Here is a 25,409-nt window from a genome sequence, read left to right as displayed (position 1 = left end):
CGCCGCAATATTCATGACGTGGCCAGCACAAGGCTGTTAAGGTGCCCAAGATGAAACGTCGCGATATTCTCAAAGGCTCGCTTGCCGCCGGTGCGGCGCTGACCCTGCCCGCGCGCCTGTTCGCACAGGTCAATCCCACCGCCGCGCGCGATGCGCAGCTGATGGCGATCGCGCGCGATGAACTCGCGCGGACGGGCAGCAACATCTGGCGCAAGGATGTGGTCGGCATCGCCGATTTCGGGCTGCATTCGGCGCAGAAGCGGTTCCATTTCGTCGATCTCGCGAACGAACGCGTGGAGAGTTTCCATGTCAGCCACGGTACCGGTTCCGACGGCGAACACGACGGCTGGCTCAAGCGCTATTCCAATATCGAGGGCAGCGAAGCCTCCAGCCGCGGCGCGTTCATGACGCGCAGCTGGTATGTCGGGCGCTACGGCACCTCGCTCCGGCTCGACGGGCTCGATCCGACCAATTCCAACGCGCTGCCGCGCGCGATCGTGATGCACCAGGCGAATTACGCCACCCCCGGCCACGTCGATCGCTTTGGCCGGTTAGGCCGCTCGAACGGGTGCTTCGCGATGGGGCCCGAACAATTCGACCGTGCGCTGATCGACCTGTCGGGCGGCCGCCTGCTGGTCGCGGGCAGTTATGGCATTGCCGAAGACGGCAGCCGCGTCACGCCGCCGGTCGCGCAATACGACCTGCTGCAGAATGACCACGGCGGCACGTTCGAACGGACCAATCCGGGCGTCTACTAACCCCTTCAGGTCGTCTGCAGGTCGTCGACGATCTCCACCACTTCTTCGCTTGTCTTGCGCGCCCGGTCACGCTCGCGCGGGGCGTCGAGCGCGGCCAGTACCGGCGCATCGCGATCGTAGATGTCGGCGAACTTGGTCAGATTGCCGTTAACGTCCACCCCATAGGTGAAATAGGTAATGTAGACCGGCCACTGCTTTTCCATCGGATAGCGTGTGTAGGTCCCGCTGGCAGTGATTTCTGACACTTCCTGCTGGATGACCGGCAGATCCTCGCGCGTTTCGGCATTGCCCAGCATCGCCATCGTCATCGCCAGTTCGCGTGCGCCCTGCACGCGGATGCAACCGTGGCTGAGCGCGCGATTGTCCTGGTTGAACAGCGCCTTGGCGGGCGTGTCATGGAGGAAGATCGCATGCTCGTTGGGCATGTCGAGCTTCATCAGGCCGAGCGAATTGCCCGCCCCCGGCTGCTGCACCACGCTGACCCAGCCATTCGCGCCCTTGGTCGCCTTGTAGCCATTGGCGCGCGCCCAGGCGGGGTTGTTGAGCACTTTCGCGCCCAGTCCTTCGCCCTTCACGATCGATTGCGGCACCGTCCAGGTCGGGTTGAAGATCACCGCCTCGACCATTTCGGAGAGTTGCGGCGTGGCGGTGCGACCGGCCTTGCCCACCACAACGCGGTAATTCTTGATGATCCGGTCGTTCACCGTCAGCCGCAGCTGGTATTCGGGGACGTTGGTCAGCAGGTACTGCTTGCCCAGATCGCGCGCCAGCCAGCGCCAGCGATCCATGTTCGCGCGGATCAGCTTGCGCTTTGCCGGATCGGTGGTCTTCGCCAGCTCGGTCTTGAGCCGCGCATAGTCGGGCGACACCGGATTGAGCGCAGCCAGCGTACCCGCGATATCGCTACTCTCGACCGCCTGTTCGAGCAGGCGATGCGACGGCAGCACATCGGGGTCGGGATCGACCACGAACCACTGCCGCCGCGCGTCCATCGGCGTGCGCCCGTCGCGCAGATCCTCGACCAGCCAGATGAAGATCTGGCTCGCGATGTCATTCAGCGCCGCGCCTTCGCCCGCGGCGATTGCAGCGGACAGCTCGGCACTGCGGTAATCCGCAGGCACCAGCCCCTCGGCTTCGACAGTGGGGATGAAGGCCAGCAGCTTTTTCGCCTGCGGGATGCTCCATTCGCGGACCATCACCGGCAATTGCTGGACCACTTCGCCCGAGCTCGTACGAATATCGTCGAAGCTGTCCTCGACGCTCGACGGCGGCGCGCCTGTAGGAACGCCGGCTGTGTAATCGGGCAGTTTCTCGGTTACCTTCGCCGGTTCGGGCGGCAGCAGGTCTTCGGGCGCATTGTCCTGCGCCATTACCGAAGTTGCACACAGCGCCGCACCCATTGCGGAGCCAAAAATCAGACGGAAGCGTGTCATAAGTCCTACCAGATGCACCCCGCGCCCCTGTAGCGCGTATGGGGGGATATTAGTCCAATGCGCCAAGCTAATCCAATATCCCGGCTTTCGCAGTGCTGAATTACCGGTGACGGTTGCAGGATGCGCGGATAGAGCCGTGCGGTGACCCGCGACCATGTCCTGCTTCCTGTCTTCATGGCCGCACTGGCGGTTGCCAGCCTGTCGCTGATGGATGCCTTCATGAAGAGCGCCGCATTGGCGGTAGGGGCGCTCACCGCCTCGTGGCTGCGGTCGGTAATCGGGACGGGAATTGCGCTGCCGCTATGGCTGGCGCGCGGCGGCCGCTGGCCGCAGCGGCATGTGCTCAAGCTGCATCTGCAGCGCTCGGTGGTCGCCACCTTCATGGCACTGGCTTTTTTCTATGCGCTGACCAAGCTGCCGCTGGCGGAAGCGATCGCGATCAGTTTCATTGCCCCGCTGATCGCGCTCTATCTCGCGCGTATCCTGCTGGGCGAAACCATCCGCCGCGAAGCGATCGCGGCGTCGCTGCTCGGTTTCGCGGGGACGCTGGTCATTGTCGGCGGCAAGATCGGGCAGGCCGATTTCGACCGCGACGCCGCGCTTGGGCTCGCCGCCATGCTCTTCTCGGCACTGCTCTATGCCTATGGGTTCATCCTTATCCGGCGCCAGTCGCAGGTTGCCGGCCCGGCCGAGATCGCCACCTTCCATTCGGGTGTTTCGGTGGTCCTGCTGGGCGTGGCCGCGCCGTTCGTGTTCGAAATGCCCGATAGAGCCACTTTGATCGATCTTGGCGCCGCCGCGGCGCTGACCGTGGCCGGGGCGATGGCTTTTGCCTGGGCCTATGCCCGCGCCGAGGCGCAAGTGCTGGTCCCGCTCGAATATTCGGGTTTCCTGTGGGCTTCCCTGTTCGGCTGGCTGTTCTTTGCCGAGCAGCTCACTCTGCCGACCGTGATCGGAACGGCGATCATTATCGCATCGTGCTGGCTGGCGACCCGCAGGCCCCGCGCGGCAGCGATGCCCCAGCTGCCCTAGCGCGCCTGTTCGACTGCAGCGGCGCGAACCGGCTGGTCGGCAAAGGTGAAAGCGGCGGTAAAGCATCCCGCCACGCCCAATGCGACCGCGGTGATGGCGATCCGCAAGGACCGGCGAGACCTGTCGCGGGCATCGAAAAACGAAGGCATTCAAATTACTCCTCATGCGGCCCTGGTGCCGGTGCGGGGTCAACGCCCCGATTCTGGCACACCAAGCGCACAAATCGCGCAAGGGTTCCTGCGAATACGCGATGTTGCACCGCCGCACACTTGATTTTTGCGGCGTTCCGGCGCAGGTGCGCGGCACATTCTGCAGTCCCGGCCATTGGGCAGGTGACGGCTCTCAAAAGAAAGGATCAACGCGCGCATGACCCAGGTCGGTAAGGACACGCTCGGAACCCGCTCAACCCTCACCGTGAACGGCAAGGACTACGCTTATTATTCCTTCGCCAAGGCGGAAGAAAAGATCGGCGACGTGTCGAAGCTGCCCTTCAGCCTGAAGGTCCTGCTCGAGAACATGTTGCGCTTCGAGGACGGCGGCTTCACCGTATCGACCGATGACGCGCAGGCGATCGCCGACTGGCAGAAGAACCCGGCGACCGGCAAGGAAATCCAGTACCGCCCGGCGCGCGTGCTGCTGCAGGATTTCACCGGCGTGCCCTGCGTGGTCGACCTTGCCGCAATGCGCGATGCAATTTCCAAGCTCGGCGGTGACACCGCCAAGATCAACCCGCAAGTTCCCGTGAACCTCGTGATCGACCACTCGGTCATGGTCGACGAGTTTGGCCATCCCAAGGCGTTCGAAAAGAACGTCGAGCTCGAATATGCCCGCAATGCGGAGCGTTACGACTTCCTCAAATGGGGATCGAAGAGCTTCGAGAACTTCTCCGCCGTGCCCCCGGGCACCGGCATCTGCCATCAGGTGAATCTCGAGTATATCGGCAAGGGCGTATGGTCGACCGATGACCCCGACGGTAATGCGGTCGCCTATCCCGACACCTGCGTCGGCACCGACAGCCACACCACCATGATCAACGGCCTCGGCGTGCTGGGCTGGGGTGTCGGCGGGATCGAAGCCGAAGCCGCCATGCTCGGCCAGCCGATCTCGATGCTGATCCCCGAAGTGGTCGGCTTCAAACTGACCGGCGCGATGGCCGAAGGCGTCACCGCCACCGACCTCGTGCTGACCTGCGTGCAGATGCTGCGCGAAGTCGGCGTGGTTGGCCGGTTCGTGGAATTCTACGGCGACGGCGTCGCCAATCTCAGCCTCGCCGACCGTGCGACGATCGCCAATATGGCGCCCGAATACGGCGCGACCTGCGGGTTCTTCGGCATCGACGAGAAGACGCTCGAATACATGCGCCTCACCGGCCGCGACGAGGAAACCATCGCGCTGGTCGAAGCCTATTCGAAAGAACAGGGCATGTGGTTCACGCCCGAGGCCGAGCCGGTCTTCACCAAGACGCTCGATCTCGACGTGTCCAAGGTCGTCCCCAGCCTCGCGGGTCCCAAGCGTCCGCAGGACCGCGTCGCGCTGCCGCAGGTCGACGAGCTGTTCAATTCGGATCTCGAGAAGATCTACAAGAAGAGCGCGCCAGTCCGCGTCGAAGTCGAAAACACGCATCACGATATCGGCGATGGCGACGTGGTGATTGCCGCGATCACCAGCTGCACCAACACCTCCAACCCCGATGTGCTGATCGCTGCCGGCCTCGTCGCCAAGAAGGCGCATGAAAAGGGCCTCAAGCCCAAGCCGTGGGTCAAGACCAGCCTCGCACCCGGATCGCAGGTGGTCACCGACTATCTGGTCAAATCCGGCCTGCAGGAAGACCTCAACGCCATGGGCTTCGATCTTGTCGGCTATGGCTGCACCACCTGCATCGGCAACTCGGGCCCGCTCGCCCCGCCGATCAGCAAGGCGATCAATAATAACGACATCGTCGCCGCCAGCGTCCTGTCGGGTAACCGCAATTTCGAAGGCCGCGTGTCGCCCGACGTGCGCGCCAACTTCCTTGCCTCGCCGCCGCTGGTGGTCGCCTATTCGATCCTCGGCACGGTGACCAAGGACATCACCGACACCCCGGTCGGCCAGGACCAGCAGGGCAATGACGTGATGCTTGCCGACATCTGGCCGAGCAATGCCGAAGTACGCGAACATCGCGCCGCCAATATCGACCGCGAGATGTTCGTCACCCGCTATGCCGACGTCTACAAGGGCGACGAGCACTGGCAGGCGATCAATGTCGAAGCCAGCGACACCTATCGCTGGAATCCGACGAGCACCTATGTCGCCAGCCCGCCCTTCTTCGAAGACATGGAGATGACGCCTGCGCCGGTGACCGACATCACCGACGCGAAGCCGCTGGCGATTCTCGGCGATTCGGTCACCACCGACCACATCTCGCCCGCCGGTTCGATCAAGGAAGACAGCCCTGCGGGTTCCTATCTGCAGAGCCACCAGGTCGCCAAGCAGGACTTCAACTCCTACGGCTCGCGCCGCGGCAACCACGACGTGATGATGCGCGGCACCTTCGCCAACATCCGCATCAAGAACGAAATGGTCCCCGGGGTCGAAGGCGGCGTGACGACCTACAATGGCGAACAGATGCCGATCTACGATGCGGCAATGAAGCACAAGGAAGACGGCACCCCGCTGGTAGTCGTTGCCGGCAAGGAATACGGCACGGGTTCGAGCCGCGACTGGGCGGCCAAGGGCACCATCCTGCTGGGCGTCAAGGCGGTGATGGTCGAAAGCTACGAGCGTATCCACCGCTCGAACCTGATCGGGATGGGCGTACTGCCGCTGCAGTTCAAGGATGGCGATACGCGCAACACGCTGGGCCTGACCGCGACCGACAGCTTCACGATCAAGGGCCTCGCCGATCTCAGCCCGAGCCAGGACGTTGAAGTCGAGGTGACCCGCGAGGACGGCTCGACCTTCAGCTTCACCGCGCTGTGCCGCATCGATACTGCGAACGAAATGGAATATTACCGCAATGGCGGCATCCTCCATTACGTCCTGCGCAAGCTCGCCGCGGCCTGATCCGACAGGTACGGTAGCGCTCCGGTAGCATGTCGGTCTTTGACCGCCTGTCACAGCTGCTGGGGCGCGCCGAACCCGATCCGCAGGCCGATCCCGCCATCATGCGCGCGATCGGCACTACGGTTCGCGAACGGCTGCTGGCCGACCCGCGCGTCGAACCGCGTGGCGGGGGGAAAGCCGACCTGTTCCTGATGCGCGGACTGCTGACACAGCAGCAATGCCGCAAGCTGATCGCGGTGATCGACAGCCGCATCCAGCCATCGGTGCTGTTTTCGGACAAGGCATCGCCGCGCGGACGCACCAGCTCGACCCACTTCTTCGCCAAGGACATGCCTGAAACGAAGACGCTGGCGCGCAAGATCGGTGCGGTCACCGGCATCGCGCCGGTCCATGCCGAGCCGCTACAAGGCCAGCGCTATCGCGAAGGCGAGGAATATCGCCACCACCGCGACCATTTTCGCCCCGACCGACCGCACTGGCAGGTCGAGCGGCGACGCGGCGGGCAGCGCAGCTGGACCGCGATGGTCTATCTCAATGCGGTAGAAAGCGGCGGCGAAACCGAGTTTCCCGAGCTCGACCTCAAGATCGTTCCCGAACCCGGCCTGCTGGTGATGTGGGACAATATGGATCGCAGCGGGCAGCCCAACCGCGCGACGCGGCATGCCGCGCTACCCGTTGGCGCAGGCACGAAATACGTCGTGACGCAGTGGTATCGGCAAGGCGAATGGAGCCTCAGCCAGCGCGATTGAGCGCGGTCGGCGTTGGCCTTAGGCCGCGCGTTTGATGCGGAACTTGCGGCGTCCGAGGATCGCGGCGGCGGCAAAGCCGAACAGCGCCATCATCGGCGGGGCGGGCACATCGGTGCCGCTGCTGCTGCCCGAGGTCGACGAACTGGTCGAAGACGAGGTCGAGCTCGATGTCGAGGTGGAAGACGAGGTCGAACTCGAGCTCGACGTGCTGGTCGAGGAGGAGCTGCTCGTGCTGGTGGTAACGTTGCCGCTCGAGGTCGAGACCTCACCGGTCGAAGTCGAAACGCTGCCGGTAGAGGTCGACACTTCGCCCGTGGAGGTCGAAACTTCACCGGTGGAGGTCGAGATCGACCCGGTCGAGGTCGAGGTCGACGTGCCACCGGTCGAGGTGGTCGTGGAGACGTCGACGATCACATCGGGCGTGTCGCCGCCGGTGGTGGTGGTCGAATTGACGATCACGCTGCCGCCGCCGCTCGATCCGGAGAAGAAGCCGCCGAAGAAACCGCCGCCGCCGAAGCCGCCGCCACCCGAAGTGCTGCTTCCGCCGATCGAGCGCGATGCGCCGCCACCGCGTACCGGCGCGGCTGCGGGCAGCGGCGGGACGGGAACGGGCGCCATCGCCTGGCGATAGACGGGCGGGCAGATATTGTTCGGGCTGTTGGCCGCTGCGGGCGAATCGGCGGGCACGCATTCGACGGGGCGCGGAATCGTCCGGGCCCGCGGCACGGTCGGCCGGGGTACGGCGCGCGGGGTCGCCTGCTTGACGTATTTGACCGATTTCGATTTATATTGCGGATTGTCGGAGATCGGACGCTCGGCGACATGTACCGCACCGCCCGCAAGCAGCGCGCCACCCGCCGCGGTGGCCGAGAGTTTGGCGAGAGCTGACTTGACCGACATAACCATGACTTCCTGTTGCGACCGAGGAAAAGGGTTCTTTTTCCGTCCCTTACCACGATCCGGATGTACTCCGGCGAATCCCTTCCTCGGGGACTCGCCAATCTTTACGTTTCGCGGTACGCCTAGAAAGTAAATTTTTCGCCGAAATGCGAGCTTTGCGCAAGCCCCGTCCCGTTTCGGGACCGACTAGCGGTGCTTTCCTACCGCTGTGGTAACCTCATTTGTCGAACATGTTTCCCTGCGGTGTGGACGGCGGGGCAAGGCCCAAGTGCAGCCAGCCGCCGTCGTTGAGACAGCGCCCGCGTGCGGTCCGCGCGATCAGGCCGAGCTGGATGAGATAAGGCTCGATCACCTCCTCGACCGTGTCGCGCGGCTCGCTGAGACCCGCCGCGAGCGTTTCCACCCCGACCGGCCCGCCCTTGTAGGTGGTGGCGATCATGGTGAGATAGCGCCGGTCCATCGCGTCGAGACCGAGGCCATCGACTTCGAGCCGGGTGAGCGCATCGTCGGCCACGCGGCTGGTCACCACCGCCTCGCCCAGCACGCTGGCGAAATCGCGCACGCGGCGCATCAGCCGTCCCGCCACGCGCGGCGTCCCGCGGCTGCGGCGGGCGATCTCGCGCGCGCCGCCCTCGTCGATCCCCATGCCGAGCAGCCCCGCACCGCGCGTAACGACGCGGAGCAGTTCGTCCTCGGTGTAGAAGTTCAGCCGCACGGGGATACCGAACCGGTCGCGCAGCGGCGTGGTCAGCAAGCCCTGCCGCGTGGTCGCGCCGACCAGCGTGAACGGCGGCAGGTCGATCCGCACGCTGCGCGCAGATGGTCCCTCGCCGATGATGATATCGAGCGCGCGGTCTTCCATCGCCGGGTAAAGCACTTCCTCGACCACCGGATTGAGCCGGTGGATCTCGTCGATGAAGAGCACATCGTTGGGCTCGAGATTGGTCAGCAGCGCGGCAAGGTCGCCCGCCTTGGCGATTACCGGCCCGCTGGTGGCGCGAAAGCCGACGCCCAGTTCCTTGGCGACGATCTGCGCCAGCGTGGTCTTGCCGAGGCCGGGCGGACCGAAGAACAGCACATGGTCCATCGCCTCGCCGCGGCCCTTCGCGGCCTCGACGAACACGCGCAGGTTCTCGCGCGCCGCCTTCTGCCCGACGAATTCGGCAAGGCTCTTGGGGCGCAGCGCAGCGTCGGGGTCTTCGGCCTGGCGGTCGGGGGAGTGGATGGGGACGGGTTCGGTCATTGAGGCGCTCTACCAAGCTGGAAGATGTATCCTGCAACCGGTTCGGAACGACGGAGACAGAACCGTTCTCGACCCAATCCGTCACCCTGAACTTGTTTCAGGGTCCATGTCGCGACACGCTCCCCGTCATGCAAGTTGATCGCGATCCCTGCGTCTACATCCTCGCCAGCCAGCCGCGCGGGACGCTGTATATCGGCGTGACAAGCAGCCTCATCCAACGGCTCTACCAGCACCGGCAAGGCATCACTGGTGGTTTCACCAGCCGCTACGGAGTCCACCGTTTGGTCCGCTTCGAGATGTTCGGCGCCATGGAGCTTGCAATCATGCGCGAGAAACAATTGAAGCGTTGGCACCGTCAATGGAAAATCAATCTGGTCGAACGAGACAATCCGCATTGGGTAGATCTTGCGATCGACCTTGGGTTTGATCCGCTTGCTCCGAGCAGAGCGAAAGATGGATCCTGAAACGAGTTCAGGATGACGGAGGCTTGAGGTTTTCTCTTTCCTCAAAACGGGTTCACCGTGTAGCCCGCCTGCTGCAATTGAGCATGCGCAGTCATGGCGGAGAGCGCGAGTTCGACCCCCGGGATGAAGTCCGCCTTGGCCACGCCATGCGCCGCCGCGCTCTGGCCGCAGACGATGAAGCGCACGCCGTAGTCGAGCAGCTGCGTCACCATGTAGTGCGAGCCATTGCCTGCCTCATCGTCGAGCAGATCGTGCACCGCCTTGCCGTGGACGACCACCGCGACCCGCATGTTCACCGGGTCGACCGCGTGCGAAGCATGCATGTTGATGAACCGCGCGGCGCTTTCGAACCCGCGGTTGCGCCTGCCTGCATCGGCCTGTTCGGCGACGTCGAAGGCAATCGCGAATTCAGTGTCGGGGGCGAAGGTGCCGATGCCTTCGACCGGCGCGTGGGCACCGAACTCCTCGAAGATCGGCCCGGTGCGAAAGGCGCTCATGTCCTGTGCGCTGGCCGCAGTGGCCTGCAGCGCACCCGCAGCTGCCAGAATAGTGAAACGTATCGCCGTCATCGTCATCCTGCCGCCTTCTTCAATGCCACGCGGATCAACTCGCCCTCGCCCGCGCCCTCGCCCAGTTCGCCCTGCGCCGCGGCAACCGCGCGCGCGGCGACTGCAGGCTTGAAGCCGAGGTTCTCCAGCGCGCTCACCGCGTCGGCACTGGCGCCGCCTGCCGGGCTTACCCCCGGACCAGCGCCCGCCGTACCGCCACCCGGCAGCGCACCCGCCTTGTCCTTCAATTCATTGACGATCCGCCCCGCCAGCTTCGGCCCGACGCCGTTGGCGCGCGCGACCGTGGCGGCATCGCCCTGCGCGCAGGCCTGCTGCACTTCGCCGATCGACAGCGCCGAGAGGATTGCCAGCGCGACCTTGCTGCCCACCCCCTGCACCTGCGTCAGCAGGCGGAACCAGTCACGCTCCGCCGCCTCAGCGAAACCGAGCAGCCGCATGTCGTTCTCGCTTACCTGCAGATCGGTAAAGACAGTGCAGGCTTCGCCCACCTCGCCCAGCGCGGCGAGCGTCTTGGACGAGCAGTGCACCAGATAGCCGACGCCCGCGACGTCGATCACCGCCCAGTCGGTACCGGTTTCGTCGAGCAGGCCCTTCAGCTTCGCAATCATGGTTTGTTCTTGGGCGTCAAGAAGGATTTGGTCCAGCGAGAATGGACAGGCGCCCACAGTTGCGGGCATGAGATGCGCCATGAGCTGGAATACATTCGGACGGACGCTGCGCTTCACCACCTGGGGCGAGAGCCACGGACCCGCGATTGGTGCGGTGGTCGATGGGTGCCCGCCGGGGCTGGCACTGGCCGAGGAAGACATCCAGCCCTTCCTCGATGCGCGCAAGCCGGGGCAGAACAAGTTCACCACCCAGCGCAAGGAACCCGATGCGGTGCGCATCCTGTCGGGCGTGTTCGAAGGCACCACCACGGGCACGCCGATCTCGCTGCTGATCGAGAACACCGACCAGCGGTCGAAGGATTATTCCGAGATCGCCAACACCTACCGCCCCGGCCATGCCGATTACGCCTATGATGCGAAATACGGGCTGCGCGACTATCTCGGCGGCGGGCGCAGCAGCGCACGCGAAACCGCGATGCGCGTGGCCGCGGGCGCAGTGGCGCGGCTGGTCATCCCCGAGGTTTCGATCCTCGCCTATGTCGCCGAAATCGGCGGCGATGCGGTGGACCCGGCGAATTTCGATGCCGACGAGATCGCGCGCAATCCCTTCTGGTGCCCCGATGCCGCCGCCGCGAAACGCTGGGAGGCGCTGGTCGACGAGGCACGCAAGGCGGGGTCCTCGCTGGGCGCGGTGGTCGAATGCGTCGCCACCGGTGTGCCCGCCGGATGGGGCGCGCCGATCTATGCCAAGCTCGACAGCGATCTGGCGGCGGGGATGATGAGCATCAATGCGGTCAAGGGCGTCGAGATCGGCGACGGCTTTGGCGCGGCGCGGCTGACCGGCGAACAGAACGCCGACCCGATGCAGCCCGGCAATGACGGCCCGCGCTTCGCTGCCAACCACGCCGGGGGGATTGCGGGGGGCATTTCGACCGGCCAGCCGGTTACCTGCCGCGTCGCGTTCAAGCCGACCAGTTCGATCCTCACGCCCGTGGACAGTATCACACGCGGCGGCGAGGCGACCGAAGTGCGCACCAAGGGGCGGCACGATCCCTGCGTCGGCATTCGCGGCACGCCGGTGGTCGAAGCGATGATGGCGCTGGTTCTGGCCGACCACAAGCTGCTGCACCGGGCGCAATGCGGCTGAAACGCGCGTAGGCTGCTCCATATGGCAACCCTATTGCCCTGTTCGAACAAGCGGGTAGGAAGGCCCTGTGACACCCGGCAAGCATCCCCAGGAAGAGGAACGGCTGCGCGAACTGCGCCGCTATGGCATTCTCGATACCGAACGCGAGCGCGATTTCGACGAGATCGTCGAACTGGCTTCCGAACTGTGCGGCAAGGCGGTCTCGGTGGTGAATTTCATCGATGACGACCGCCAGTGGTTCAAGGCCGAAGTCGGCCTCGGCGTGCGCTCGACCCCGCTCGACACCAGCCTGTGCGGCCATGTCATCCTGCAGGACGATTTCGTCGAGATTCCCGACACGCTGGCCGATCCGCGCATGGCGGACAATCCGCTGTGTACCGAGGAGCCGGGGTTCCGTTTCTACGCGGGCGCGGTGCTCAAGGGCGCGAACGGCCTGCCGCTCGGCACGCTCTGCGTGCTCGATCACAGTCCCGGCACGCTCAACGACACCCAGCGCCGCGTGCTGAAGGTCCTCGCACGGCAGGTCATGCGCGAGCTCGACCTGCGGCTGTCACTCGAGCGCGAAACCGCGCTGCGCCGCGAGATCGACCACCGGGTCAAGAACTCGCTCGCCTCGTTGGGGGCGATCCTCGCGATGCAGGCGCGGCGGTCGGACGACCCCGCAGTGCGCGCGGTGCTCGAGGAAGCCGGCGGGCGCGTCCGCGCGCTTGCCTCGCTGCATGCCGAGCTGCACGGCTTCGACGATGGCCGCAGCGTCGATATCTCGTCGCTGTTCAACCGGGTCGAAACCGATTTCCGCCAATTGCTGCCCAAGGGCATCCAGCTTGCCATCACGGTCAAGGGCGACCGCGCAAGCGCGGAACTGGCCAATGCACTGCTGCTGACAGTCAACGAATTCGTCTCCAACGCGCTGAAGCACGGATTTCCCGATGGCACGGGGACGATTGCGGCACGGATCGCGGTCAATGCCGAAGGCTGGTCGCTGGTGTGCAGCGACAATGGCGGCGCCGATGCCGAAGCGGCCGATCGCGCAGCGGCGGGAGCGGGTCTGGGCACGCGCGTGATCGCCTCGCTCGCGCATTCGATCGGCGCGCAACCTGCCTGGTGTGCAGTGGATGGCGGGATGCAGCTGACCCTGCGCGGCGAGCGTCAGGACGACAGCTGAGCCGCGCGTCGAAGCTTTCGCAGCCGGAAAACATCGTTCCACGTCTGTGATAGAAAATTCCGATGCTCGCAATCGCAACATATCGCTTTTGTGCATCGCAACAATGCCTATCTGACACTCTCGAGTTTCAACCCGAACAACGGAGTACACCCATGGGTATCATCGGATCGCAGATCAAACCGTTCACCGCCACCGCCTTCCAGGCCGGCAAGGACTTTTTCGAAGTCACCGACGAAGACGTGAAGGGCAAGTGGGCCATTTTCTTCTTCTACCCGGCCGACTTCACTTTCGTATGCCCGACCGAGCTCGAAGACCTCGGCGAGCAGTATGCGATGCTCCAGAAGATGGACGTCGAAGTCTATGGCGTGTCGACCGACACCCATTTCAGCCACAAGGCTTGGCACGACACCTCGGAAAAGATCGGCAAGCTGCAGTTCCCCTTCCTGGGTGACCAGAACCACGTTCTCGCGCGCAATTTCGACGTGCTGCGCGAAGGCGTCGGCCTGGCCGATCGTGCCACCTTCGTGGTCGATCCCGATGGCGTAATCCAGATCATGGAACAGACCTGCGAAGGCGTCGGCCGCAATGCCAACGAACTCGCGCGCAAGATCAAGGCGGCACAGTACGTCCGCGCCAACCCCGGCCAGGTCTGCCCGGCGGCTTGGGAAGAAGGCAGCGACACGCTGGCTCCCTCGCTCGACCTCGTCGGCAAGATCTAGGCGTTAAGCCAAGCGAAAGATCGGGCGTCCTAGCGGCGCCCGCACAAGAGCCCGGGATTCGTCCCGGGTCACTGGAAGGCCCGGGGCACCCCCCTCCCCCCGCCCCGGGCCTTTTTCCTCCCGAATTTTCGAACGTCCGTTTCCCTTCCCGCCCGGAGTCCGCCCATGCTCGACGCAACGATGACCCAGCAACTCAAGACCTATCTCGCCAATCTGCGCGAGCCGGTCGAGCTCGTCGCCTCGCTCGGCGATGACGACAAGAGCGCGCAGACGCGCGAACTGCTCGAGGAAATATCCGCGCTGCACGATCTCGTCAGCGCGAGCTTCGACGGCACCGACGAGCGCAAGCCGAGCTTCATCATCCGCCGCGGCAGCGATGCGGAGAAATGGGTCCGCTTCGCCGGGCTGCCGATGGGGCACGAGTTTACCTCGCTGGTGCTCGCGCTGTTGTGGGCCGGCGGGCATCCGCCCAAGGTCGATGCCGACCTGCTCGAACAGGTCCGCGGGCTGGAGGGCGATTTCAATTTCGAGATGTATTTCTCGCTGTCGTGCCACAACTGCCCCGACGTGGTGCAGGCGCTGACGCTGATGGCGCTGGAAAACTCGCGCATCACCGCGACGCTGATCGAGGGCGGCACGTTCCAGGACGAGGTCGAGCGCCGCGATATCATGGCGGTGCCCGCGACCTTCCTCAACGGCGAACCGTTCTATAACGGCAAGCTCGAACTGGCCGAAATCCTCGCCAAGATCGACAAGGGCAGCGAAGCCAAGGCCGCCGAGAAGCTGGCCGCCAAGGACCCGTTCGAAGTGCTGGTGGTGGGCGGCGGGCCCGCAGGCGCGGCGACCGCGATCTACACCGCGCGCAAGGGTTTTCGCACCGGGATCGCCGCCGAACGCTTCGGCGGCCAGCTGCAAGACACGCTCGGCATCGAGAACCTGCCCGGCACGCCCTATACCGAAGGGCCCAAGCTGGCGGGCGAGCTCAAGCGCCATGTCGGCGAATACGACATCGATGTGATGGACCTCGCGCGCGCGGTGAAGCTGGTGCCTGCCAAGCAGGAAGGTGGCCTGCACACGGTCGAACTGGGCAATGGCGCGCGTCTGAAAGCACGCAGCCTGATCCTCGCGACCGGTGCGCGCTGGCGCAATCTCGGCGTGCCCGGCGAAGCCGAATATCGCAACAAGGGCGTCGCCTATTGCCCGCATTGCGACGGTCCGCTGTTCAAGGGCAAGCGCATCGCGGTCATCGGCGGCGGCAATTCGGGCGTGGAAGCGGCGATCGATCTGGCCAAGATCGTCGGCCATGTGACGCTGGTCGAATATGACGACAAGCTGCGCGCCGACGAAGTGCTGCAGGCCAAGCTGCGCAGCATGGACAATGTCGAGATCGTCACCAGCGGCCAGACCACCGAGATCACCGGCCGTGACGGCAAGGTCGACGGGATGATCGTCAAGGACCGCGCAAGCGGCGATGAACGCCGTATCGAGCTCGAAGGCGTGTTCATCCAGATCGGTCTCGTGCCCAATACCGAGTGGCTGCAGGACAGCGGGCTCGAGCTGACCAAGCATGGCGAGATTGCCACCGACGAGGAAGGCCGCAGCAATCTGCCCGGTATCTTCGGCGCGGGCGATGTGACCGATGTGCCGTACAAGCAGATCGTGGTGGCAATGGGCGAAGGTTCGAAAGCGGGCCTGTCCGCTTTCGATTACCTGATCCGCACCGAACCGGTCGAGGACATCGCGCAAGCGGCCTAGACTTCTGCCTTTCCCCTCTCTGACTTGCGAATATATAGAATTGAAGTAGTATTCGCGAGTTGGGAGGGGGGCAAATTGACGAATAATAGAAAGTTTATATCGGCTTTGGCCGTGACGGCACTTACCGCATCCTGCACTGGCTCTGGGGATGACGGGCGTGGTCCAGCTAGTGGACCGGTAGAAACGCCGACGCCCGTCCTCACGCCGCCACCTCCACCGCCACCACCACCTCCTCCTCCGCCACCTCCACCGCCGCCGCCTCCACCGCCGCCAGTTCCCGATCCGCCACCCTCACCGACACCCACGTGGACGGCCTCGCCGGACCTGCCGCCCCGCACAGGCTCACAGCCTGTCCACATCGAGCCGATTGTCGCGGGAAGTTCCGGATACGATAGCTACGCGATGCTGGTGCAGGCCCATTCGGAGGCCGCAAACTGGCTCACCGGAGGCGACAGCGGCACGCTGACGGAAGAAGGGCTGCAGTCGATCCTGGGGGCGTGCGAGGAATTGAATGTCCGCCCCCGCGCTTGTGCTTCCAGAATTGTCAATCGCACCCGTCCCTTCGAGACCATGCGCGATGAGGCAGCGGCAGAGGCAGCACTGCTCTTGCGGGAATGCAGCGCATCGCAAACTCTCGGGGAATGCCGGCAGGATATCGAGGACGCCCGGTACGTCCGGGACCAGAACATCGGCCTAGCCGAACCGGCCACTCTCCAAATGCGCCAGTCCGAGCGGATTGATTGGCTGGTGTCGATAAAATCGACCGATCTCGAGTTCGATCCGGGTCGGCGCAACATCACCGTGGCCTCTCCGACCGAGGCCGAGCCTGACCGCCGCGCACGCGTCGAAAACGCAATCGTCTATACCGAGAACACCTGTTTCGTTCTGGAATACGACCCGCAGGAATTCAACGTGGCGGCAGATCGCAGCTGCCCGGAATACCGGGGTGGTTCCATTCCCTACGTTGCCAAGTGGAAGGTGAAGCCGCTGAAATCCGGTGAGCGCCAAATCTCCATCAGTGCGGTGTATGTGCGCGATGGCCGCGCATTCGGCACCGCAACGGTCCCGCCCAGCCCGTTCAAGATTGAGGTGGAAGACTGGAAAATAGCGTGGATCAAGGATCTTGAACTGTGGCAGCAGCTCCTCGCCGCAGTCGGACTGATATTTACCACGGTAATGGGGTGGAAAATCTGGCAGCTGTTTCGGGGACGGAATAAATCGGGTCCAGGCGAGGCATAGCGCGTCGTCCCGTGCTTCGCGCGCCTCGACGAGTGATCGCACAAGACAATCAATTCGACGCAATTAATCGATTGGACGAATTACAGGGATTGGCCCATTCCTTCATCTGTAAGATTTTCCGAGTCTAGATGGAGAGATGAACGATGGACGCTAAAACCGGTGAGATGAGTGGCTGCCCCTTCAGTGGCAACGGGGGCACGCGTGACCTCCTCGGTCGCAACAATCGCGACTGGTGGCCCGACCAGCTGCAGATCGAAATCCTCCAGACGGGTGGTCGTAATCCCGACCCGATGGGCGACGACTTCGATTATTGCGAAGCCTTCAACGCGCTCGACTATGCTGCGGTGAAGCGCGATCTGACCGCGCTGATGACCGACAGCCAGGAATGGTGGCCGGCGGATTACGGGCACTATGGCCCGTTCTTCATCCGCATGGCGTGGCACGCGGCGGGTACCTATCGCACCGGCGACGGCCGCGGCGGCGCCTCGAGCGGGCAGCAGCGCTTCGCCCCGCTCAACAGCTGGCCCGACAATGGCAATCTCGACAAGGCCCGGCGCCTGCTGTGGCCGATCAAGCAGAAATACGGCAAGCATCTCAGCTGGGCCGACCTGTTCGTGCTCACCGGCAATGTCGCGATCGAATCGATGGGCGGGCCGGTGTTCGGCTTCGGCGGCGGCCGCAAGGACGTGTTCGAGCCCGAACTGGTCTATTGGGGCTCGGAAGAAAAGTGGGTCGACGAGGGCGTCGAAACGCGCATCAATCCCGATGAGGGCAAGGCGCTCGAAAACCCGCTCGCGGCGATCCAGATGGGCCTGATCTACGTCAATCCCGAAGGCCCGGGCGGCAATCCGCACGATGCCGAAGGCATGGCGCGCGACATGCGCGAAACCTTCGCCCGCATGGCGATGAACGACGAGGAAACCGTCGCGCTGACCGCAGGCGGCCACGCTTTCGGCAAGTGCCATGGCGCAGCCCCGTCGGACACGTTCGGCGGCGGTCCCGAAGGCGAAGGCCTGCACTCGATGGGCTTTGGCTGGCTGACCGACCCCGAGGAAATCGGCAAGGGTCACATCACCACGTCGGGTATCGAAGGGGCATGGACCCCCAATCCGACGCAGTGGGGCAATGACTATTTCCGCCTGCTGTTCAAATATGACTACGAGCTCACCCAGAGCCCGGCAGGTGCGAACCAGTGGACCCCGATCAACCCCGAGCCGGAGGACATGGCGCCTGACGCGCGGGACCCGAACAAGAAGGTCCCGACGATCATGACCACCGCCGACATGGCGCTCAAGCGCGACCCCGAATATCGCAAGATTTCGGAACGCTTCCGCGACGACCAGGCGGCGCTCGACGATGCCTTTGCCCGCGCGTGGTTCAAGCTGACCCACCGCGATATGGGCCCCAAGGTCCGTTACCTGGGTCCAGACGTCCCTGCCGAAGAAATGATCTGGCAGGACCCGGTCCCCGCCGGAACCACACCTTCGGATAGCGCCGTGGCCGATTTCAAGAAGGCCGTGCTGGACAGCGGGCTGAGCGTTCGCGAACTGGTCAAGGCAGCCTGGGCTTCGGCTTCGACCTATCGCAATTCGGACCATCGCGGCGGCGCCAACGGCGCGCACATCCGCTTCGATGAGCTGAGGAACTGGAAGGTCAACGATCCCGAGGAACTGGGCAAGGTGCTGGCCAAGCTCGACGAGCTGCGCGGCGATATCTCGATGGCCGACGCCATCGTGCTGGGCGGCGCGGCGGCGATCGAGAAGGCGGCCAAGGACGGCGGCTTCGACATCACCGTACCGGTTACCACCGGCCGCGGCGATGCCCGTGAAGACCAGTTCGATGCCGAGAGCTGGGAGCCGCTCGAGCCCTTCGCCGATGGCTTCCGCAACTATCTCAAGACCAAGGCCGAGGTGAAAACCGAGGATATGCTGGTCGACCGGGCGCACCTGCTCGGCCTGTCGATGCCCGAAATGACCGTGCTGGTCGGTGGCATGCGCGGGCTGGGCGCAGTGTCCAAGCACACGCAGCACGGCAATAACATCGGCGTGCTGACCGATCGCCCCGGCGTGTTGTCGAACGACTTCTTCGTCAACCTGCTTCACATGGGCACGGTCTGGGAAGTGATCGACGAGAGCGGTGACGAGGAATTCGTCGGCAAGTGCCGTCTCAAGGGCGATGTCAAATGGCACGCCACCCGCACCGACCTCGTCTTCGGCTCAAACTCGCAATTGCGCGCCGTCGCCGAAGTCTATGCCGAGAACGGGCACGAGCGGAAGTTCGTCGACGATTTCGTCGCGGCCTGGACCAAGGTCATGGACGCCGATCGCTTTGACATCATGTATCAGAAGTATCATAATTGATGGACAGACGGCCTGGCTGGTCGTCCACCGAGAGCCCCCGACCACGTGTCGGGGGCTTTTTTGTTGTCTTCTCACCAACTTGCCCGCGAATCGCCGCGAGTAGGTGAACGGGACCGAGCGCGGTCTGAAGGCAGCCCAAGCGGGCGCAAGCGGCGCCAGTGCCGCTACGAGCTACCTAACTACCCAGCTATTTCGCGCCTCTGGCGGACAATTTGTCACATTTCGTGGGTTGTTGCCCCGCGCAGTCGCCGGCCCTGGGCCGTCCGATCAGCGTTCGCGCTTGAGGACGATATATAGCGCGCCGTCGCCGCCATGGCGCTGGTGCGCGCGGCGCACGGCGGCGATAGCGGAATGGTGGCTCGAGGCGGCCAGCCAGTCGAGCACCTTGGCGCGGATTGCACCGCGCCGCGACGCACGGTCCGCCGCTTCGACCGCACGCGCTTTCCCGGTGACCAGCAGGATCGTGCGCGCGCCGATCGCCCGGGCCTGCGCCACCCCGCTCATCAGGCGGTCATAGGCGGCGTCGAGATTGTGGCCATGCAGGTCGAGCGTGAGCTCGGGCTGGAGTGTCCCCGACTTGAGCCGCCGGTCCCAATGCGAATCGAGCCCGCGGTCCTGCACCGCGACCGGTTTGGGCGGCGCTATCGGCGCGGGCCGGGGTGGCGGCGCGGGAGCGCGCCTGACCTGCTTGGGCGGCGCGGGCGGTTTGGGCGCGACAACCGCTTTCGGCTGCACCGGTTTGCGCGGATGCAGCGGGGCCACGGTGGCAGCCAGCTTTTCCCAAGCCTCCGCCTCTTCGGAAGATAAACCGCGCGGGGAACTCACCGGCGCGATTCAAGACGGTCGAGCGTACCGCGTGGCAGGAGCACCAGCGCCGACCCGCGCGCGCTCATGCCGCCGGCGATCTCGCGCGCATCGGCGCCATTGCCCCAGAAGGTATCGAAGCGGTTGGCGCCCTTGATCGCGCCGCCCGTATCCTGCGCAATCCACAGACCGTCGGCGACCGGGCGATCCATGTCGAGGAAGACCGGCGCGCCGTAGGGGACGAACAGCGGATCGACCGCGACCGAGGCTTCGCGCCGCACGGGTACCCCAAGCGAACCCAGCGGGCCGTCGGTGTTGAGTTCGCGAAAGAAGATCCAGCTCTTGTTGAGCCGCATGATGTCGCGGCCGTCGGCAGGATTGTCGCGGATATATTCCATGATGCCCTGCATCGAGGTGGCATAGGGCGTGCCCTCGCCGATCATCCCGCGTTCGCGCATGACGCGCCCGATACCGACATATTCGCGCCCGTTCTGCCCCGCATAGCCGATCCGCATCAACTCGCCATCGGGCAGGCGGACCAGCCCCGAGCCCTGGATCTGGAGAAAGAAGAATTCGACCGGATCGGCGGCCCAGGCGATCTCCAGCCCGCGGTTGGCCAGCGCGCCGAGTTCGATCTGGGTGCGGTCGTAGAACAGCACGAACTTGCCGCTGGCATCATACCGACCCAGCGGCGGCCGGCCGGTGCGTTCGCTTTCGGGCATGTCTTCGGGCCATGCGCGGACGAGTTCGGGCGGCGGGGCGTAGATCGGCACGTCATAGCCGGGCGCGCGGGTGCGGCTGCCGCGTATCTCGGGTTCGAAATAGCCCGTGGCGAAGGCCGCGCCATCGCCGACCCGCGCGGTTTCGAAATAGCTGGTGAAGAAGCGCCGCGCATCGGACACCGGCCAGCTTGTCGCGGCCTCGCAGGCGGGGCGCCAGTCCTCGGCGAAAGTCAGCCCGCTCTGGTCCTCGCGCGTGAGCACGGCCGGGCAGGATTCGAGGAAGGACACAAGCGCGGTGCCCGCATCATCGGGGGTAATTCCCAGCGCATCGACATCGACCCCGCGCACCAGCGGCGAAAAAGCGGCGCTGGATACGGTACCCGGCGGCAGCGGAACCGCCACTTTGGGCGCGGTATCGGGCACCATGCGTACGCAGGCGGCCAACATCATGGTTGCCGCGATCACCAGCAGATAGCGCATTATCCCTCCCCGGGTTGCGCGGAGCGTCAGCCCTCGTCGGTCTCGTCGAGGATCCAGTTGGGATTGGCAGCACCGACATGGCGACTGAAAGTCCACACGTCGCGGCTTTCGATCGCATCGTCGAGCGAACCGGCGATGACGGTGCCGTCGCTGTCGCGTGTCACGGCAGCGATATCGGCGACGAACAATACCGCGATGCGCGCGGTACGGCCATCGAGTTCGGCCGATCGCACGGTCGCGTCCTCGATCCGGATGAGGCGGTTGTCGAGCGTTTCGCCCGCTGCCTCGCGCGCGTCGATCGCACCGGCGAAGCTGTCATAGACATCGTCATCGGTCAGTTGGCGCAGCGTGTCCTTGTCGCCCTTCCAGAAGGCTTCGAGGATCACGCCATAGGCGCTCTTCGCCCCTTCGAGGAAGCCGAGCAGGTCGAAGCCCGGTTCGGCGGCGGCAATCGCGCGGATGCCCGCTTCATTGGCCGGGGCGCGGTTGTCGCCCGCGCGCAGCACCACCGGCTGACGGACCGCGCGCGGCGCATTGTCTGCCTGCGGCGGGGTATCGCTGCGTTCGAAGCGGTGCGGAATCGCCTCTTCCTCGTGCTCCGACCGGCGGCCGAGCACCGAATAGAGCCGCAGCCCGAGAAAGGCGGCGATCATGGCGAGGATGACGATCTCGGTGATCACGGTAATAACCTGCTTCCCAACTTCATTCCGGCGGCAACGCCCCCGGCAGTCCAACATTTGTCCTGCCCTAGATAGGAAAGAAATACAAACCGACAATGGTCCTGCGATGAACGGGACGCCGCCCGGCGTGCGGTCGCGGGCTGCGGATTGCTACGCGCGCCCGACAGTGCTAGTCGCGCGCACCGACGGTCCGGCGCGGCCCCGGCAGCGCACGCGACCAGCAAAATCGGATAATTGGAAAGCGAATTCTCATGGCCGACGAAGGCGACGTTCTCACCGACCTCAACATGGATCCCGCAGCCGGCGCCAACGGGGCCGATACGCAGCCCAGCGCGGGCGTGATCTCGCAATATATCAAGGACCTTTCGGTCGAGAACCCCAATGCCCCGGCCTGCTTCCAGTGGACCGAGCAGCCGCAGCTCGACGTGCAGGTCAATATCGCCGCCGACAAGGTCGCCGACGATGTCCACGAAGTCACGCTCAAGGTGACCTGCACCGCCAAGACCAGCCAGGGCAATCTCTACCTCATCGACCTCGACTATTGCGGGCTGATGGGCATGCGCAATCTGCCCGACGAGCACGCGCACGCCTTCCTGTTCGCCGAAGCGCCGCGCATCCTGTTCCCCTTCGCCCGCCGCGTCATCGCCGATGCCAGCCGCGATGCCGGCTTCCCGCCGCTGATGCTCGATCCGATGGATTTCGGCGCGCTCTACCAGCAGCAGCTGGCCGCGCGCGCGCAGGAACAGCAGCAGGGCGAAGGCGCGATCCCGCCCGCCGGCGAGGCATAGGGCGCTGAACCGCAGCCGGGGCTCTGACGCGTGAGCCTGCTCAAGAACGTCGGGACGATCGGCGGGCTGACCGCGGTCAGCCGCGTGTTCGGCTTCGTGCGCGACATTCTCGTCGCGCGCGTGCTGGGCGCGACGCCGATGGGCGATGCGTGGCAGCTCGCGTTTATGCTGCCCAATATCTTCCGCCGGCTGTTCGCCGAGGGCGCCTTTGCCAGTGCCTTCGTGCCGCTGTTCAACCGGCGCATGGTCGAAGGGCGAAGCGAAGCGCAGCGCTTTGCCGAAAGCGTGCTGTCGATCCTGCTGCCGATCCTGATCGTGTTCGGCGCGATCGCGATGATGGTGATGCCCTGGGTGGTCGCCTATTTCGCGCCCGAGGGGCTAGAACGCGATCCCGAAGCGCTGCCGATCGCGGTGATGATGGCGCAGATCACCTTCCCCTACCTGCTGTTCATGAGCCTCGCGACGCTGGTCGCCGCGGTGCTCAATTCGCTCTCGCGCTTTGCCGCGGCGGCGGCGGCACCGATCCTGCTCAACCTCTGCCTGATCGCCGCGCTGCTCTATGGCGCCTCGCTCGGCGAAGGGGTTATGGCGCGGCGCGAAACCGCCTTCTGGCAATCGGTCGCGCTCAGCGCCTCGGGGCTGCTCCAGCTGGTCTGGCTGTCGTTCTGGATGCACCGCGCGGGCTTTCGCATCCGCATGGTCCTGCCGCGCGTGTCGCCGGGGGTGAAGGAGCTGGGCATATTGATCGTGCCTGCAGTGTTCGGCGCGGGGATTTACCAGATCAGCCGCTTCGTCGACCTGTTCTTCCTCTCCACGCTGCAGGTCGGCAGCTATACCTACCTCGCGATGGCCGACCGCTGGAACCAGTTGCCGCTGGGCATCATCGGCATCGCGCTGGGCACCGCGATCCTGCCCGCGCTGTCGCGCTATCTCGCGCGCTCCGAAGATGCCGAGGCGCAGCGCCTGCAATCGAACGCGATCGAGCTGGCGATGCTGCTGACGGTGCCCGCCGCGGTCGCGCTGTTCGTCGCGGGAAGCGCCTTCACCCGCGTGTTCTTCGCCGGCGGCGCGTTCAGCGTGGAAGACGCGATGATTACCGGCACGGTGGTCAGCGCGCTGGTCATCGGCTTGCCTGCCTATGTGCTGGTCAAGGTGCTGACGCCCAATTTCTTCGCCCGCAAGGACACCCGCACCCCGGTCTTCACTGCCGCGGTCTCGCTGGTGATCACAGTGGGGCTCAACATCCTGCTGGTCCCGCGCCTGGGCGTGCTGGCGCTGGCGATAGCGGGATCGATCGGCGCATGGTGCAATGTCGCGCTGCTTTATGCGATCCTTGCGCGGCGGGGCTATTTTCGCCTGCCTACGCGGATCGCGGGGCGCATCGTGCGGATCGCCATCGCCGCGCTGGCGATGGGGGCGGCGCTGTGGCTGCTGATGGACCCGCTCGATCCGTGGTTCGACGGCACGGTGCTCGAACGCACTGGCGGGATTGCCGCGGTGACATTGACGGGCAGCGCGGTCTACGGCATCGCGGCCTTCCTTCTGGGGGTACTCGACCGGGATACGATCGCCCGGCTGCTGCGCCGCCAGACCTGAACTTGATTGAGAGAATTCATGCGCCCTGAAATGCGGGTAGTCTCCGGCATCCAGCCCACCGGCAATCTCCACCTCGGCAATTACCTCGGGGCGATCCGCAATTGGGTGCGCATGCAGGACGAGATGAAGGACGGCGAACAATGCCTGTTCTTCCTCGCCGATCTGCACGCCATTTCCATGCCGCACACCCCGGCCGAGCTGCACAAGGCCACGCTCGAAATGGCTGCGGCGGTCGTCGCCTGCGGGATCGACCCGCAGCGCAGCGTGCTGTTCAACCAGGCGCAGGTGCCCGCGCATGCCGAGCTGCAATGGCTGCTCAACGGCACCGCGCGGATGGGCTGGCTCAACCGCATGACGCAGTGGAAGGACAAGGCGGGCAAGAACCGCGAAGGCCAGTCGGTCGCGTTGTTCGGTTATCCCGTGCTGCAGGCGGCCGACGTGCTGCTCTACCAGACCACGCATGTGCCGGTGGGCGAGGACCAGAAACAGCATCTCGAGCTGGCGCGCGACATCGCGCAGAAGTTCAACAACGATTTCGCTAGCGAGGATGCGCCGGTCTTCACCCTGCCCGAAGCGATCACCCCGCCGCAGGCTGCGCGGATCATGAGCCTGCGCGACGGGTCGAAGAAGATGAGCAAGTCCGACCCCTCCGAAATGAGCCGGATCGAGCTGGCCGACGACGCCGACACGGTGATGAAGAAGGTCAAGAAGGCCAAGACCGACCCCGAACCGCTGCCGAGCGAGGCCAAGGGCCTGGTCGGCCGGCCCGAAGCGCTGAACCTGGTGACCATCTATGCCGCGGTCACCGATAATACGGTCGATGCGGTGCTGGGCGAGTTCGGCGGCGAGGGCTTTGGCAAGTTCAAGCCCGCGCTGGGCGAATTGCTGGTCGAGACGCTGCGTCCGATCTCGACGCGCTTCAACGAGCTGCTCGGCGATCGCGAGGCGCTCGATGCGATCCTCGCGCGCGGTGCCAGCCATGCGCGCGAGCTGGGCCGCCCGACGCTCGATGCGGCTTACACCGCGCTCGGCCTCGTTCGCTGACGCGCGCACCGGTGCAACATATGTGAATCGGGATATTCAATCCGGGTTCATCGACGTACCGCTAAATCCCCGGACATTCGCCGCCAATCCAGCGCGGCAGATTGGCGGGCTG

Annotated in this window: 23 protein-coding genes; 15 read left to right on the top strand and 8 right to left on the bottom strand. The window is 64.9% G+C overall.

Translation table 11 applies throughout. The features are described 5' to 3' along the window. Positions 1 to 50 precede the first annotated feature (50 nt). Complete coding sequence (locus tag VWN43_RS01155; RefSeq protein ID WP_320181004.1) at positions 51 to 758, top strand: murein L,D-transpeptidase catalytic domain-containing protein; 708 nt, start codon at positions 51 to 53, stop codon at positions 756 to 758. A gap of 5 nt (positions 759 to 763) precedes the next feature. On the opposite strand, the gene VWN43_RS01150 is transcribed toward VWN43_RS01155, so the two are convergent. Further along, positions 764 to 2,191: a L,D-transpeptidase family protein gene (locus VWN43_RS01150; RefSeq protein WP_320181005.1), complete on the bottom strand. Its 1,428-nt coding sequence runs from the start codon at positions 2,189 to 2,191 to the stop codon at positions 764 to 766. A 141-nt stretch (positions 2,192 to 2,332) separates the two neighbouring features. On the opposite strand from VWN43_RS01150, the gene VWN43_RS01145 reads away from it, so the two are divergent. Further along, positions 2,333 to 3,223 (top strand): DMT family transporter, encoded by an 891-nt coding sequence (locus VWN43_RS01145; protein WP_253520067.1) that lies wholly within the window; start codon positions 2,333 to 2,335, stop codon positions 3,221 to 3,223. Here the strand turns inward: VWN43_RS01145 and VWN43_RS01140 are convergent. Beyond that, on the bottom strand, positions 3,220 to 3,372 hold the full coding sequence (locus VWN43_RS01140; protein ID WP_320181006.1) for a hypothetical protein: 153 nt from the start codon (positions 3,370 to 3,372) through the stop codon (positions 3,220 to 3,222). The two genes, VWN43_RS01145 and VWN43_RS01140, sit on opposite strands and share 4 nt — an antisense overlap. Positions 3,373 to 3,589: 217 nt before the next feature. Between VWN43_RS01140 and acnA the strand changes: the two genes are divergently transcribed. From acnA to VWN43_RS01125, 3 genes are read left to right on the top strand one after another with little or no spacing between them, the layout of a single operon-like run. Then, positions 3,590 to 6,265, top strand: coding sequence for an aconitate hydratase AcnA (gene acnA, locus VWN43_RS01135; RefSeq protein ID WP_320181007.1), 2,676 nt, complete (start codon positions 3,590 to 3,592; stop codon positions 6,263 to 6,265). Positions 6,266 to 6,294: 29 nt separating this feature from the next. After that, positions 6,295 to 7,014, top strand: coding sequence for a prolyl hydroxylase family protein (locus tag VWN43_RS01130; RefSeq protein ID WP_320181008.1), 720 nt, complete (start codon positions 6,295 to 6,297; stop codon positions 7,012 to 7,014). A 43-nt stretch (positions 7,015 to 7,057) separates the two neighbouring features. Continuing rightward, positions 7,058 to 7,645 carry a hypothetical protein gene (locus tag VWN43_RS01125; protein ID WP_320181009.1) on the top strand — a complete coding sequence of 196 codons (588 nt, stop codon included), beginning with the start codon at positions 7,058 to 7,060 and terminating at the stop codon, positions 7,643 to 7,645. Between the two features lie 486 nt (positions 7,646 to 8,131). On the opposite strand, the gene ruvB is transcribed toward VWN43_RS01125, so the two are convergent. Further along, positions 8,132 to 9,157: a Holliday junction branch migration DNA helicase RuvB gene (gene ruvB / locus VWN43_RS01120; protein ID WP_320181010.1), complete on the bottom strand. Its 1,026-nt coding sequence runs from the start codon at positions 9,155 to 9,157 to the stop codon at positions 8,132 to 8,134. Between the two features lie 128 nt (positions 9,158 to 9,285). Between ruvB and VWN43_RS01115 the strand changes: the two genes are divergently transcribed. After that, the gene (locus VWN43_RS01115; protein ID WP_320181011.1) at positions 9,286 to 9,621 is read left to right on the top strand and encodes a GIY-YIG nuclease family protein; all 336 of its coding nucleotides are present in this window, start codon (positions 9,286 to 9,288) and stop codon (positions 9,619 to 9,621) included. Positions 9,622 to 9,662: 41 nt separating this feature from the next. Here VWN43_RS01115 and VWN43_RS01110 read toward each other — a convergent pair whose 3' ends face one another. Both VWN43_RS01110 and ruvA read right to left on the bottom strand, forming a co-directional pair. Next, positions 9,663 to 10,190: a DsrE family protein gene (locus VWN43_RS01110; protein ID WP_320181012.1), complete on the bottom strand. Its 528-nt coding sequence runs from the start codon at positions 10,188 to 10,190 to the stop codon at positions 9,663 to 9,665. 2 nt (positions 10,191 to 10,192) lie between these two features. Beyond that, on the bottom strand, positions 10,193 to 10,798 hold the full coding sequence (gene ruvA, locus VWN43_RS01105) for a Holliday junction branch migration protein RuvA (protein ID WP_320181013.1): 606 nt from the start codon (positions 10,796 to 10,798) through the stop codon (positions 10,193 to 10,195). 79 nt (positions 10,799 to 10,877) lie between these two features. Between ruvA and aroC the strand changes: the two genes are divergently transcribed. From aroC to katG, 6 genes are all read left to right on the top strand, one after another. Continuing rightward, positions 10,878 to 11,945, top strand: coding sequence for a chorismate synthase (gene aroC, locus VWN43_RS01100; protein WP_320181014.1), 1,068 nt, complete (start codon positions 10,878 to 10,880; stop codon positions 11,943 to 11,945). Between the two features lie 67 nt (positions 11,946 to 12,012). Continuing rightward, entirely contained in the window at positions 12,013 to 13,110 is a 1,098-nt protein-coding gene (locus tag VWN43_RS01095) for a sensor histidine kinase (protein WP_320181015.1), read from the top strand. Positions 13,111 to 13,262: 152 nt separating this feature from the next. Further along, positions 13,263 to 13,829, top strand: a complete 567-nt coding sequence (gene ahpC, locus VWN43_RS01090) for an alkyl hydroperoxide reductase subunit C (RefSeq protein WP_320181016.1) — start codon at positions 13,263 to 13,265, stop codon at positions 13,827 to 13,829. A 165-nt stretch (positions 13,830 to 13,994) separates the two neighbouring features. Beyond that, on the top strand, positions 13,995 to 15,584 hold the full coding sequence (gene ahpF, locus VWN43_RS01085) for an alkyl hydroperoxide reductase subunit F (protein ID WP_320181017.1): 1,590 nt from the start codon (positions 13,995 to 13,997) through the stop codon (positions 15,582 to 15,584). A 402-nt stretch (positions 15,585 to 15,986) separates the two neighbouring features. After that, positions 15,987 to 16,823 (top strand): hypothetical protein, encoded by an 837-nt coding sequence (locus VWN43_RS01080; protein WP_320181018.1) that lies wholly within the window; start codon positions 15,987 to 15,989, stop codon positions 16,821 to 16,823. 143 nt (positions 16,824 to 16,966) lie between these two features. Beyond that, positions 16,967 to 19,183, top strand: coding sequence for a catalase/peroxidase HPI (gene katG / locus VWN43_RS01075; RefSeq protein WP_320181019.1), 2,217 nt, complete (start codon positions 16,967 to 16,969; stop codon positions 19,181 to 19,183). A gap of 267 nt (positions 19,184 to 19,450) precedes the next feature. Here katG and VWN43_RS01070 read toward each other — a convergent pair whose 3' ends face one another. From VWN43_RS01070 to VWN43_RS01060, 3 genes are read right to left on the bottom strand one after another with little or no spacing between them, the layout of a single operon-like run. After that, positions 19,451 to 20,008, bottom strand: coding sequence for a Smr/MutS family protein (locus tag VWN43_RS01070; protein WP_320181020.1), 558 nt, complete (start codon positions 20,006 to 20,008; stop codon positions 19,451 to 19,453). After that, a complete protein-coding gene (gene mltA, locus VWN43_RS01065) occupies positions 20,005 to 21,189 on the bottom strand; it encodes a murein transglycosylase A (protein ID WP_320181021.1) in 1,185 nt (394 codons plus the stop codon). The genes VWN43_RS01070 and mltA overlap by 4 nt, the downstream gene beginning before the upstream one ends. A gap of 26 nt (positions 21,190 to 21,215) precedes the next feature. Continuing rightward, complete coding sequence (locus VWN43_RS01060; RefSeq protein ID WP_320181022.1) at positions 21,216 to 21,869, bottom strand: Tim44/TimA family putative adaptor protein; 654 nt, start codon at positions 21,867 to 21,869, stop codon at positions 21,216 to 21,218. 251 nt (positions 21,870 to 22,120) lie between these two features. Between VWN43_RS01060 and secB the strand changes: the two genes are divergently transcribed. From secB to trpS, 3 genes are read left to right on the top strand one after another with little or no spacing between them, the layout of a single operon-like run. Next, positions 22,121 to 22,657, top strand: coding sequence for a protein-export chaperone SecB (gene secB / locus VWN43_RS01055; protein ID WP_253520134.1), 537 nt, complete (start codon positions 22,121 to 22,123; stop codon positions 22,655 to 22,657). Between the two features lie 30 nt (positions 22,658 to 22,687). Then, a complete protein-coding gene (murJ, locus tag VWN43_RS01050) occupies positions 22,688 to 24,253 on the top strand; it encodes a murein biosynthesis integral membrane protein MurJ (protein WP_320181023.1) in 1,566 nt (521 codons plus the stop codon). Between the two features lie 30 nt (positions 24,254 to 24,283). Beyond that, positions 24,284 to 25,297, top strand: coding sequence for a tryptophan--tRNA ligase (gene trpS / locus VWN43_RS01045; protein WP_320181024.1), 1,014 nt, complete (start codon positions 24,284 to 24,286; stop codon positions 25,295 to 25,297). Positions 25,298 to 25,409 lie beyond the last annotated feature (112 nt).

Source organism: Qipengyuania sp. HL-TH1, assembly GCF_036365825.1.
Lineage (GTDB): Bacteria > Pseudomonadota > Alphaproteobacteria > Sphingomonadales > Sphingomonadaceae > Qipengyuania > Qipengyuania profunda.
This window is presented reverse-complemented; position numbering and strand designations above follow the sequence as displayed.

Coding starts and splice junctions, on each gene's coding strand:
- VWN43_RS01155 (WP_320181004.1), top strand. CDS start 51: ATGAAACGTCGCGATATTCTCAAAGGCTCGCTTGCCGCCGGTGCGGCG.
- VWN43_RS01150 (WP_320181005.1), bottom strand. CDS start 2,191: ATGACACGCTTCCGTCTGATTTTTGGCTCCGCAATGGGTGCGGCGCTG.
- VWN43_RS01140 (WP_320181006.1), bottom strand. CDS start 3,372: ATGCCTTCGTTTTTCGATGCCCGCGACAGGTCTCGCCGGTCCTTGCGG.
- acnA (WP_320181007.1), top strand. CDS start 3,590: ATGACCCAGGTCGGTAAGGACACGCTCGGAACCCGCTCAACCCTCACC.
- VWN43_RS01130 (WP_320181008.1), top strand. CDS start 6,295: ATGTCGGTCTTTGACCGCCTGTCACAGCTGCTGGGGCGCGCCGAACCC.
- ruvB (WP_320181010.1), bottom strand. CDS start 9,157: ATGACCGAACCCGTCCCCATCCACTCCCCCGACCGCCAGGCCGAAGAC.
- VWN43_RS01115 (WP_320181011.1), top strand. CDS start 9,286: ATGCAAGTTGATCGCGATCCCTGCGTCTACATCCTCGCCAGCCAGCCG.
- VWN43_RS01110 (WP_320181012.1), bottom strand. CDS start 10,190: ATGACGGCGATACGTTTCACTATTCTGGCAGCTGCGGGTGCGCTGCAG.
- ruvA (WP_320181013.1), bottom strand. CDS start 10,798: ATGATTGCGAAGCTGAAGGGCCTGCTCGACGAAACCGGTACCGACTGG.
- aroC (WP_320181014.1), top strand. CDS start 10,878: ATGAGCTGGAATACATTCGGACGGACGCTGCGCTTCACCACCTGGGGC.
- ahpC (WP_320181016.1), top strand. CDS start 13,263: ATGGGTATCATCGGATCGCAGATCAAACCGTTCACCGCCACCGCCTTC.
- ahpF (WP_320181017.1), top strand. CDS start 13,995: ATGCTCGACGCAACGATGACCCAGCAACTCAAGACCTATCTCGCCAAT.
- VWN43_RS01080 (WP_320181018.1), top strand. CDS start 15,987: ATGCTGGTGCAGGCCCATTCGGAGGCCGCAAACTGGCTCACCGGAGGC.
- katG (WP_320181019.1), top strand. CDS start 16,967: ATGGACGCTAAAACCGGTGAGATGAGTGGCTGCCCCTTCAGTGGCAAC.
- mltA (WP_320181021.1), bottom strand. CDS start 21,189: ATGCGCTATCTGCTGGTGATCGCGGCAACCATGATGTTGGCCGCCTGC.
- secB (WP_253520134.1), top strand. CDS start 22,121: ATGGCCGACGAAGGCGACGTTCTCACCGACCTCAACATGGATCCCGCA.
- trpS (WP_320181024.1), top strand. CDS start 24,284: ATGCGGGTAGTCTCCGGCATCCAGCCCACCGGCAATCTCCACCTCGGC.